We start from the raw sequence: 11,981 nt of genomic DNA on the forward strand, positions 1-11,981 counted from the left end.
AACCCATACTATGCTGCCGAAACAGATTCCATCGAATACGTTCAGAAGTTAATGATTCAGCATAACATCGGCAGAGTACCCGTATTCGGAGATACCGGAACCATTACCGGTATTATTTCCAGAACCGACATGATTGACTGGATGCAGCAGGATACCGCCTATGCCGTACAAAAGAAGAAAAATATTGCTACTTATATTAAGCAGTATCTGCAGCCGGCCATTGCGTTTCTTCTGGAAGAAATCGGAACTATAGCGGAAAAAGAAAATCTGCACGCCTACATTACCGGTGGAATGATCCGCGATTTAATTATGGAGCGCCCCAGCGAAGATATGGATATTATTATTGAAGGGGATGCGCCATCATTTGCTGCCGCCTATGCAGAAGAAAAAATGGGAACTGTGCACATTCATGAATCGTTCGGCACAGCTACTGTTACCCTTCCTGATCAGATAAAAGTTGATTTTTCCAGTGCGAGAACCGAATATTATGAACGACCTGCTTCCCTGCCTACGGTTCGTCATTCAAATATTAGAGAAGATTTATACCGCCGGGATTTTACAATTAATGCGATGGCAGCTTCTATATGCCCGGACACCTTTGGAGACCTCCTGGACTTCTTTAAAGGCTGGGAAGATATAAAAGAAAAAACACTCCGGGTGCTTCATAATCTCAGCTATGTCGAAGATCCCACTCGTATTCTGCGCGGCCTCAGGTTCGAATACCGCCTGTCTTTTCGAATGGATGAACGCGCCGAGCGCTTTGCTAAAGAAGCAGGCAGTTCCATTAAAACGCTCTCCAACAGCAGAACGATCAATGAAATGAAACTTCTTTTTAAGGAGACCGATCCTTATTTCAGTCTGGAGCGTCTTTATGAGCTGGACGTGCTGGATGACTTTCTCCCGTATGCCTATTGGGGTTTCCGTGCAAAAGAAATGCTTGAACACTGGGCAGTGCCGCTTTACCGGGAATCCTGGTTTCACTATCTGCTCTGCCTTTACATGGAAAAACCTGATCTTCTCGCAAAAGCGCGCTTTTTAGCCGTATCTAAAGAGCAGAAACGATTTTTAGAGTCTTTTATTTATCTATCGGGGCTTCCAAGATCTTTTTATATGCAGAGACCCGGCACGATACATGATGCCCTATCTTCCTGCCGCAGTGAAGACCTGGAGGCTGTCGGAGCTTATTTCAAATATGCTTTGTCCGATTACGCTGTCAGTGAAGCCCTGCTGGCTTATCAAACAAAGCGGCAGCAGCTCCCTCTGCTCCGGGGTACTGATTTAATAGAAGCCGGGATGACGCCTTCCCGTGACTTCCGGTATTATTTATTTGAAGTGGAGAAGGCAGCTCTTAATGGAGAAATGAGTACAAAGCAGGAAGCTCTTCAATTTGTTACCGGACGGCTGCAGACGTAAAAAGAAGGAAAGCCCGTTAGGGGCCTTCCTTCTTTTTATTCTGTAAATTCTTTAAATACGATAGTAGCATTGTGACCGCCAAAACCAAGAGAGTTACTAAGAACAGCTTTTATTTCTTTTTCCTGTGCTTTATTTGGCACATAGTTAAGATCACAGTCCGGATCAGGTTCTTCGTAATTAATAGTCGGCGGAGCTGTATTCGTCTGCATTGCTTTTAAAGAGAAAATTGCCTCGATTCCTCCGGCAGCTCCAAGCAGATGACCCGTCATTGATTTAGTAGAGCTTACGAGCAGATCATAGGCGTGATCTTTAAATACGGTTTTGAGAGCCTGCGTTTCAAACTTATCGTTATAGGCTGTACTTGTACCGTGGGCATTTACATAGGTTATATCCTCCGGCGCGAGACCGGCATCGGCTATAGCCTGCGTCATTGCCCGGACAGCTCCTTCCCCTTCCGGCGCAGGGGCGGTAAGATGATAAGCATCTCCTGTACCTGCATAGCCGACGATTTCACCGTAAATCGACGCATTCCGTTTTTGAGCGGACTCCAGGGATTCTAGTATTAAAACGCCGGCACCTTCTCCCATAACAAATCCATTACGGTTTTTATCAAAAGGCCGTGACGCACGGGATGGATCTTCATTCGTTGAGATTGCTTTAGCAGAGCAGAATCCTGCTACTGCCATATTCGTAATAGGAGCTTCTGCTCCACCCGTGATCATCGCGTCAGCATCTCCGCGCTGAATTACTTTAAAAGCATCACCAATGGAGTTTGTTCCGGAGGCGCATGCTGTTACTGTACAGGAATTCAATCCTTTTGCTCCGGTAAAAATAGAAACCTGTCCGGCTGCCATATCCGGAATCATCATTGGCACAAAGAAAGGACTGACCCGCTTATAACCTTTTTTCTGGAAGTTTAAAAACTGCTGTTCATACGTTTCCATTCCTCCAATGCCTGATCCAATCCATACACCAATACGAGGTGCATTTTCTTCCGTAATTTCGTAGTTGGCGTCATCAAGTGCCATTTTTGCAGAAGCTACTGCAAATTGTGTGAATCGATCCATTTTACGGCTTTCTTTTTTTTCAACATAAGCATCCATATCAAAATTCTGCACTTCTGCAGCCGTTTTCATTGGAAATTCGTCTTTATTTACACGCGTCAGTTCTCCAATACCGGAAACACCATTTACAACGTTATTCCACGCTGTTTCCACATCGTTTCCCAGTGGATTAACCGTGCCCAGACCTGTTACTACTACCCGGTGTTCGCCGCTCATATTCATCTCCCCTTCATACTTTTATCAGCTTATTATTTTCCCCAGCGTATAGCTGCAGCTCCCCAAACCAGACCTGATCCGAATCCGACAAGAACTACTACGTCGCCATCTTTAATTTTTCCATTCTTCAACTCTTCGACCATCGCAATAGGTATGGAAGAAGAGGAGGTGTTGCCGTATTTATTAACGGTTACTGCCATCTTTTCTTTTGGCAGATCCAGACGCTCCCGGGCTGCTTCCATAATACGGATGTTAGCCTGATGCGGAACTAAAAAGTCTACATCGTCTTTTGTGAGACCGGCCTTTTTTAGAACGCTCAGGGAAGATTCCCCCATCTGGCGAACGGCAAATTTAAACACTTCCCGTCCATTCATAATCATCTGTGGGTCCTGACGAATATGCATTGCTCCTGCTCCATCTGCTCCAAGTTCAATAGCAAGAACACCTTTATCATCGGCTACCGGTCCCATTACTACAGCTCCAGCACCATCTCCAAACAGCACGGCTGTATTGCGGTCAGTCATGTCTGTAATCTTTGTGAGTTTTTCCACACCGACTACAAGTACATTCTTATAAGTCTCTGTTTTGATATACTGTTCAGCTACGGACATTCCGTAAATAAAACCTGCACAGGCAGCGCTGATGTCCATAGCCGCCGCATTAACGGCTCCGAGCCTTGTTTGAATTAATGCTGAAACAGAAGGAAAAGGGTAGTCCGGGGTTACGGTGGCTACAAGAATAAGGTCAATGTCTTCTCCGGACAATCCGGCATCGTCCATTGCCTCTTTCGCTGAATGATACGCCATATCAGACGTGTCGACATCATCCTCTGCAAATATTCTACTCTCTATTCCTGTTCTCGTTCGAATCCACTCATCGCTTGTGTCCAGTGTTTTTTCGAAGTCAAAATTGGTCACTTTCCGGCCTTCCGTAAAACTTCCAATACCTAATATTCCTGCATTTCTCATGTATTATCTCTCCTCGGCAGGCAGCTAAGTAAATGCCTGCAGGTTATACTTAATTATAGTACCTGGTTCTAATTTTAATTCATTTTTAAAGATCTGTCTATTTTTCGAAAGCAGGAAAGCTATTTATTTTCTTTAGCGTCCTCATAGCCCATCTCGTATGCTTCACTCATTACCTGCATCAGCATTTCAAGAGCCGGCTGCAAATCATGCATATCCAGTTCAATCCCTTTGTTATTCAAAAAGACTGCCCCTCCTGCACATGCCTCATTGCTACTTCCATAAAACGCATATTTAATTCCTGATCCATACTATTCCTCCTAATGTAATTACACTGTGAATTTTCGGTAAAGAAATTCTGTACTAAGACCCAGGGCAATGGCCAATATAACGGAAAGCCCTTCATTTATTCCCAATGCTGCGTCAAAAAGGATAAAAGCTCCAAAGGTAACCACGCAGAAAAGGAAAGCTCCTGTAATAACCTTTCGTACAACCATTGTTTCACCTGCTTCTGTATCGGACTCTTCATCCTGTACTCTTCCATTTTAGCGAATCCCGTTCGGAAAGCAAAGCACCATTTTCAGTTCCCGGCTTTCTTTCCTGCTGGAAAACGAAATAAAAAGAGCCTCATTTTGAAAATGGGCTCTTTTTATACGTATCAGCTGATAACTGCTTCCAAAACGGCCTTCTGTGCATGAAGTCGATTTTCGGCTTCATCATAGATAACCGAATGGGATCCGTCGATGACTTCTGCCGATACTTCTTCTCCTCTATGAGCCGGAAGGCAGTGTAAAAAAATGTAGTCATCTGCTGCATGGCTCATTAATTCTTCATTTATTTGAAACCCTTTAAAGTCATTTAAACGTTTATCCTGCTCCGCTTCACTGCCCATGCTGGTCCATACATCTGTATATACAACATCTGCTTTATAAGCGGCCTCTGCCGGATCATTTGTACAGGTCACCTTGGTACCCATTTCTAAAGCTAGCTCCTCAATCTTCCGCCACACTTCCGCATCCGGCTCATAGCCTTTCGGTACGGCCAGGGAAGCGTCCATGCCAAGTTTCGTGCAGGCGATGATCCAGGAATGGGCTACGTTATTCCCATCCCCAATGAAACATGCTTTCAGCCCGTCCCACGTGCCTTTATGCTCTTTTACCGTCAGCAGATCTGCCAGTGCCTGGCATGGATGGTACAAGTCTGTCAGTGCGTTAATAATAGGAATGTCTGCATATTCTGCAAGTTCTTCTACTTTTTCGTGGGAATTAGTACGGATCATAATAGCATCCACATAACGCGATAATACTTTTGCCGTATCACGAAGCGATTCCCCGCGGCCGATCTGCAGGTCTCTCGGACTTAAAAATAACGCATGGCCGCCCAGCTGGGTCATGCCTACTTCAAACGATACCCGCGTGCGTGTGGACGCATTTTCAAATATCATACCGAGGGACTTTCCTGCCAGCGCAGTAGACAGTTTACCCTGTTTTTGTTCCGTTTTCATCGTTTCCGCTCTTTCCAGCAGATATTTTATTTCATCCGACGAGAAGTCAAACAACGTCAGAAGGTCTTTGTTCTTTAATGTGGCAGCTATTGAAGCTGCGGCCTCTGTGTTCATTATATTATACCCCTTTTCCAATCGGCTTCGTTTCTCCTGCCAGGAGCTCCTGGATGGACAATGGTTCCTGCGCCGCGTGGCCCATTGCTTCTACCATTACTTCCAGGGTTCTTGCATTTGTAATAATTGTTTTTCTCTGCTTCATAGCTTCCCGGCGCTTTTCTTTTCCATTTTTAAAGCCGGTTTTCGGCAGGCTGATAAACGCCACGGCATCTTCCTGCTGAACCCAGCTGGAAAAAGAAGATGCTTCTTCCTCAAAAACCAGACTGTACCCTTTATCTTTCAGCTTCTCCAGAGAGGCGATGCAGGCTGGCAGCTGACTGTCTTCTATAGCGCAGTAGACACTGCCTTTTTGTTTAAATAACAGCGGAATCTGGCTCTCCGACCAGGCAAAAGCTTTGTTGCAGGCTTCTTTCACCGTTGGGGCAATGCTGATCAATTCCCCGGTTGACTTCATATCTGCTTCGAGAATAGGATCCAGCCCGGGAAGTTTGTCATTTGAAAATACCGGTGCTTTCACTGTATAGTAGGATGTTTCCTGCTCAAGCCCGGTTTTTCCACCTGTCCACTCCTGCAGCTTGTGGCCAAGCAGCAGGTGTACAGCGCCGTCGATCATTTCCACTCCCGTCACTTTTGAAAACACAGGAACAGTTCTTGAGGCACGCGGATTAATCTCTATTACATAGAGCGTATTTTTATCATACACAAATTGAATGTTAAAGATCCCTTTAAAATCAATGGAACGGGCGATTTTCTGTGCATGTTCCACCACTAATTTTTTTACTTCTTCTCCAATGGTAAAGGGTGGCGTAACTGCCATGGAGTCCCCGGAATGAATACCCGCTTCCTCTACATGTTCAAATATTCCCGGAATGTATATATCGTTTCCATCCGTCAGCACGTCTACTTCAAGCTCGGTACCCGGAAGGTACGAATCAATCAGAATTGGATACTCAATCGTCTGTTCTTCTTCGTGTAAATAGGAAGTTAGTTCCTCCGCTTTGGTCAAAATGGTCATACCCTGCCCGCCAATTACGTAAGATGGGCGCAGAAGAACCGGAAAGCCGACAGCCTCCGCTTTTTCTATAACGTCTTTTCTACTTTCTCCTGTTACCCCGGGTATATGAGGGACTCCTGCCTCCTGCATCAGTTCATAAAAGCGTCCTCTGTCTTCAAGCTTATCAATGGTATCAAATGACGTGCCGAGAATACTCATGCCCGCTTTCTCCAGCTCTTCAGTTAATGAAATGCCGGTCTGGCCGCCCAGCTGCACAATAATTTTATCCGTCTGTTCTTCGGCTGCCACATGCAGCACGTCTTCCAGTGAAATAGGCTCAAAATAAAGGTGGTCCGCCATTTCGAAATCGGTGCTCACTGTTTCAGGATTATTATTAATAATCACTGCTTCGTAACCGGCTTCTTTTAAAGCTCTTGCCCCGTGGACCGAGCAGTAATCAAATTCAATACCCTGACCGATACGAATCGGCCCCGAGCCCAGAATAATCACTTTATTGTCTTTCTTTTCGGTCTGTCTGTCACTGCGGGTGTACCAGCTGGAGTAATAATACGGCGTTTCCGCTGTAAATTCTGCAGCACATGTATCTACCATATGATAGGTGGGCAGTACTCCCCAGACCTTACGCTGCTCGTAAATATCGAGCGGGTCACAGTTCCACTGGCTGCTCATCCAGCTGTCAGTAAAGCCTTTTTTCTTATAGGACAACAGCTGCTTTTTATCAATGTTCTGCCACTCGCTCTGTTTAATCTCTGTTTCCAGATCAATCAGCTGTTTAAACGAACGCAGGAAAAATAGGTCGATGTTCGTCTTTTCGTGAATTGCCTCTATTGTTTCCCCGTGCCGGAGCAGTTCCATGATAATAAAGAAACGCTCATCTGTCTGTTCTCCCAGTTTTGTATATAAGGATTCTGTGTTTAGCAGCTGCAGACCCGGCATGGAAAGGCCATCCAGTTTAATTTCAAGGGAACGAACCGCTTTCTGCAGGGCAGCTTCGAGATTTCGTTCAATTGCCATTACTTCTCCCGTTGCTTTCATCTGGGTTCCCAGGCTGCGGTCGGCATAAGAGAACTTGTCAAACGGCCAGCGTGGAAACTTCACTACTACGTAATCCAGAGCCGGTTCAAAACTGGCATACGTATGTCCTGTAACTGGATTGATTAATTCGTGCAGGTGATAGCCGACACTGATTTTAGCAGCCATTCTAGCAATTGGATATCCCGTTGCCTTGGAGGCCAGCGCCGACGATCGGCTTACTCTTGGATTCACTTCTATTAAATAGTACTGCCTGCTTTCCGGATCGAGAGCAAACTGAATATTGCAGCCTCCGACAATTCCAAGGGCCCGTATTACTTTCAGCGAAGAAGCTCTAAGCATTTGGTACTCTACATCAGTCAGCGTCTGGGATGGAGCCACTACGATAGAGTCTCCTGTATGAACTCCGACCGGATCAATATTTTCCATGTTGCATACCGTAATACACGTATCATTGGCGTCACGCATTACTTCATATTCGACTTCTTTAAAACCGGCAATGCTTTTTTCCACGAGACACTGGTGAATGGGGCTGGCTTCCAGGCCGCCGGATGAAATATAAGCAAGCTCTTCTTTATTAGAGGCAATACCGCCTCCGCCTCCGCCAAGCGTATAGGCTGGACGTACAATAATTGGATAGCCGATCTCTTCAGCAAAGTCCAGAGCTTCCTGCACCGAGGAAACGATGGTGCTCTCCGGCACGGGCTCGTTGAGTTTATGCATCAGGGAGCGGAATTCCTCTCTGTCCTCCCCCTGTTTAATTGAAGCAATCGAGGTCCCGAGCATTTTTACATCATATTTTTCCAAAATAGACTGATCGTTAAGAGCGAGTGCCAGGTTGAGCCCCGTCTGACCGCCGAGAGTTGCAAGAAAGCCATCTGGCTTTTCCTTTTGGATGATCCGCTCTACAGATTCCACGGTTAATGGTTCAAAATATACTTTATCCGCGCAGAAGTCGTCTGTCATAACGGTAGCCGGATTGTTGTTAATTAAAATAACTTCAATTCCTTCTTCTTTCAAAGCAAGACACGCCTGTGTGCCTGAATAATCAAATTCTGCTGCCTGGCCGATAATAATCGGGCCGGACCCGATTACTACAACCTTCTTGATGTTTTTCTGCTTAGGCATAGGATTTTTCGCTCCCTTTAGTCTGAAGAACTTTCACAAATTCATCAAAAATCTCTTCACTGTCTGCTGGCCCCGGATGTGCTTCCGGGTGAAACTGTGCGGTAATGATTGTCTGCGATTTGTGGGATAGTCCTTCAATAGACCCATCATTAATGTTTTTATATTTTACAAGAAATTCATTTGTATCAATCGTATCTTCCTTTACCACGTAGCTGTGGTTCTGGGAGGTCATAAACACTTTCATTGAGTCCATATCCTGCACAGGCTGATTCGCTCCCCGATGTCCAAAGCGGAGCTTTTCCGTATCTGCACCAAAAGCAAGGGCAATCAGCTGGTGCCCAAGGCAGATGCCAAGCGTCGGGTACGTTTCCGCCAGCACTTTATAGTGAGGAAGGTATTCTGCCATCTGTTTAGGATTCCCGGGGCCGTTGGAAAAACAACAGGCCGTCCGGAGCAAGCTTTTTAATGTCTTCGGCTGATGTATCAAAAGGAACGACGGTTACCCGGCATCCTCTTTCATTCAGCCGCTTCACCATGGAACGCTTATATCCGAAATCAACTAATACTACATGGTGATTTCCTTCTCCAAACGTCTCCGGATGATTGACCGACACCTCATCCATTACCATTTTTTCACCAAGCGGTTCATACATCATTTCCTGGACTTTCACAGGGTTCTCAGCCAGTACGGCACCCATATCTCCTTTTTCACGGATACTCTGAACAAGCGCCCTCGTATCTACTCCGCTTATAACAGGAATACCTGCTTCTTCTGCAGCCTCTGCAAATGTCATTTTCGATTCATAATGAGTTGCTTCTCCGGCAGCTGTGCTCACGACAATACCGGCCGGCTGAGGATGGATGCTTTCATTATCTGATTTATTTATGCCGTAATTTCCAATCAGCGGATACGTAAATACAACAATCTGTCCATAGAAGGAAGGATCGGTCAGCACCTCCTGATATCCGGTCATTCCTGTAAAAAGACAATTTCTCCATACGTTCTGCCATTGAAGCCTTCCGGCAGCTCACCTTCAAATATTTCGCCGTTTTCCAATGTAATATGTCCCTGCATGCTCTCCATCCTCCTTTTTTCTTTTAATTAGTATTTAAAACGGATGCGATTGTATTTACCGCATGCTGTAATTCTTCTTTTGTTATCGTAAGCGGCGGAAGCAGCCTGATGACGTTGGGACCTGCCCCAATCATAAGAACACCCTGCTTTTGAATGCTCATAATATAATCGGCTGCTGGTTCGTGTAGTTCAATTCCAATCATCAGTCCTTTTCCCCGTATTTCTTTTACTTTGCTGGAATGTCCGATTTTTTTATTCAGTTCTTCTATCAGAAAAGCTCCTTTTTCGGCTGCCTGACCAGCTATATCTTCTGAAATAACTGTTTCAAGTGTAGCCTGGGCAGCGGCCATCGCTAACGGATTTCCTCCGAATGTTGTACCGTGGGATCCCGGTCCAAAAGCCGATGCCAAATGTTTTTTACCAATAATTGCCCCTACCGGAAAACCATTTCCCAGCCCTTTAGCCGCTACTATAATATCGGGGGAAACTTCTGCATGTTCGTAAGCGAAGAAAGCCCCTGTTCTTCCGATTCCTGTTTGAACTTCGTCTACTACAAACAAGGCTCCGTTCTTTTTACAAAGCGACTCTACAGCTTTCAGAAATTCCTGGGAAGCAGGAACGACGCCGCCTTCCCCTGCACAGGCTCTACCATAACCGCCGCAGTATTTCATCGATGGCACTCTCCAGTTCATTCACATCGTTAAATGGCAGATATTCAAACCCCTGGAGCATCGGACCAAAGCCTTGATGAATGCTCTCCTGTCCGGTAGCTGCCATACTTCCTAACGTGCGGCCGTGAAAAGACTGGACAAAGCTGATGATTTTCGTACGTCCTGTATATTTTCTGGACAGCTTAATCGCTGCTTCGTTGGCTTCTGTCCCGCTGTTTGCAAAAAACACAATATCCCCGGATGAATGTTCTGTCAGAAGCTGGGCTGTTTTTCCTGACCGTCATACTTAAAGAAATTGGAAGCGTGCCATCCCTTGTGCAGCTGCTGTTCCACGCTTTTTAAAACAGCAGGATGCTTATGGCCTAAATTCACTACGCCAATTCCTGCCATACAGTCTAAATACGTCTTCCCGTCAGCCGCTGTAATATATGATCCTTCTGCTGATTCAAAGGTAAGCTCCCATTTTTTGTACGTCGGGAAAAGAGTGCTGTCTTCATTTGTATGCTTCATCTGCTGCGAGTTCATCATAAGCCTCCTCAGCTATTTATCCAGCTGTTTTTTACAATAGTTGTGCCGTCTATAAATCCTTCAGATGTGGTGCGCTCCCCGTGGGCACCGGCAATAACCACTTCTTTTATATTTCCTTTTAAACCTGCCAGCGCCGCTTTCACTTTCGGAACCATTCCTCCGTATATAACGCGCTCTGTATTAATTCTTCTATCTTTTCTTCGTTAATTTGGCTGATCATTTCGTTGTTGGCATAAATTCCATTTACGTCTGTGATAAACAAAAGCCGTGTTGCGTTCATGGCTGTTGCGATGGAGGAAGCGGCACTGTCCGCATTTACGTTCAAACGTCCTCCGCTGCCGTCTGTGGCAATCGGAGCAATAACAGGAATAGCTCCCCACTCCATCAATACATTTAAAAGTGATGTTTCCACTTTGTATATTTCTCCTACAAGACCAAGCTTTTCTTCGTTTATACACTCCGCCTGCAACAGCTCTCCATCTACTCCTGAAAGACCCACTGCCTTCTGACCTTGTTTCTGGATTTCCGAGACTATATATTTATTCATTTTTCCTGACAATATCATTTCTGCCGTGTCCAGAACCGGTTTCGTAGTTCTGCGGAGCCCGTCTACAAATTCTGATTGGATATCCAGCTTTTCCAGCATCGTATTAATAGCAGGACCGCCGCCGTGCACAACTATGGGATAAAGACCGCTGTCTTTCATCGCTTTTAAGGATTCGAAAAAAGCCGGTGTCAGCTGTTCTGCTGTTGACCCTCCGCATTTAACGATAACTACTTCTCTCATGTTTTTACTCCTTTATGTCCGGTATCCTGCGTTAATTCTCACGTATTCATAAGTGAGGTCGCATCCCCAGGCTTTCCCTTCAGCAGAACCTACATGAAGATCTACAAATATCTGTACGGTATCCTGTTCAAGATAACGCTTGGCATCTTCTTCCGAAAACACAACGGGTGTACTATTTTTAAGCGTTTGGATCGCACCTAATGAAATATCTATTGTGTCCGGATTTAAATCGATTTCGCTGTAGCCTAAAGCTACGATAATTCTTCCCCAGTTTGCGTCTGTGCCGTAAACGGCCGTTTTCACCAGATCTGATCCCGCAATTTGTTTAGCGGCTTTACCTGCTTCTTCTTCGTTCTTTGCGCCACTTACATTCACTTCAATTAATTTCGTGGCACCCTCTCCGTCTCTTGCAATTTCTTGGAAAGGTCTTCGCTTGTTCTGCACAGCGCCTCTATAAAAGTATTCC

The 11,981-nt window shown here is 45.4% G+C and carries 9 protein-coding genes and 3 pseudogenes; 1 reads left to right on the forward strand and 11 read right to left on the reverse strand.

Annotated features, from left to right (window positions below; genetic code table 11):
* A partial coding sequence (locus tag MMY81_RS32025) for a CBS domain-containing protein (protein ID WP_252316008.1) occupies positions 1-1,413 on the forward strand: 1,413 nt, incomplete at its 5' end.
* Between the two features lie 35 nt (positions 1,414-1,448).
* On the opposite strand, the gene fabF is transcribed toward MMY81_RS32025, so the two are convergent.
* The 11 genes and pseudogenes from fabF to MMY81_RS32080 form a co-directional block, all read right to left on the reverse strand.
* Positions 1,449-2,693 (reverse strand): beta-ketoacyl-ACP synthase II, encoded by a 1,245-nt coding sequence (gene fabF, locus MMY81_RS32030; protein ID WP_252316009.1) that lies wholly within the window; start codon positions 2,691-2,693, stop codon positions 1,449-1,451.
* A gap of 32 nt (positions 2,694-2,725) precedes the next feature.
* Entirely contained in the window at positions 2,726-3,661 is a 936-nt protein-coding gene (locus MMY81_RS32035) for a beta-ketoacyl-ACP synthase III (RefSeq protein WP_120192466.1), read from the reverse strand.
* 119 nt (positions 3,662-3,780) lie between these two features.
* Positions 3,781-3,900 (reverse strand): ComZ family protein, encoded by a 120-nt coding sequence (locus MMY81_RS32040; protein WP_252316010.1) that lies wholly within the window; start codon positions 3,898-3,900, stop codon positions 3,781-3,783.
* Between the two features lie 87 nt (positions 3,901-3,987).
* Complete coding sequence (locus tag MMY81_RS32045) at positions 3,988-4,155, reverse strand: hypothetical protein (protein ID WP_252316011.1); 168 nt, start codon at positions 4,153-4,155, stop codon at positions 3,988-3,990.
* A 161-nt stretch (positions 4,156-4,316) separates the two neighbouring features.
* Complete coding sequence (argF, locus tag MMY81_RS32050) at positions 4,317-5,276, reverse strand: ornithine carbamoyltransferase (protein ID WP_252316012.1); 960 nt, start codon at positions 5,274-5,276, stop codon at positions 4,317-4,319.
* Positions 5,277-5,280: 4 nt separating this feature from the next.
* A complete protein-coding gene (locus MMY81_RS32055) occupies positions 5,281-8,454 on the reverse strand; it encodes a carbamoyl-phosphate synthase (glutamine-hydrolyzing) large subunit (RefSeq protein WP_252316013.1) in 3,174 nt (1,057 codons plus the stop codon).
* Positions 8,447-9,529 (reverse strand): annotated as a pseudogene (locus MMY81_RS32060) (carbamoyl phosphate synthase small subunit). The gene MMY81_RS32055 and the pseudogene MMY81_RS32060 overlap by 8 nt, the downstream one beginning before the upstream one ends.
* 23 nt (positions 9,530-9,552) lie before the next feature.
* A pseudogene (locus tag MMY81_RS32065) lies at positions 9,553-10,710 on the reverse strand (acetylornithine transaminase).
* Between the two features lie 26 nt (positions 10,711-10,736).
* Positions 10,737-10,883, reverse strand: a complete 147-nt coding sequence (locus tag MMY81_RS32070) for a hypothetical protein (RefSeq protein ID WP_252316014.1) — start codon at positions 10,881-10,883, stop codon at positions 10,737-10,739.
* On the reverse strand, positions 10,868-11,515 hold the full coding sequence (gene argB / locus MMY81_RS32075) for an acetylglutamate kinase (protein WP_252316015.1): 648 nt from the start codon (positions 11,513-11,515) through the stop codon (positions 10,868-10,870). Before argB ends, MMY81_RS32070 begins: the two co-directional genes overlap by 16 nt.
* Before the next feature lie 12 nt (positions 11,516-11,527).
* A pseudogene (locus tag MMY81_RS32080) lies at positions 11,528-11,981 on the reverse strand (bifunctional ornithine acetyltransferase/N-acetylglutamate synthase); the annotation flags it as partial.

It is taken from the genome of Sinobaca sp. H24 (assembly GCF_023845525.1).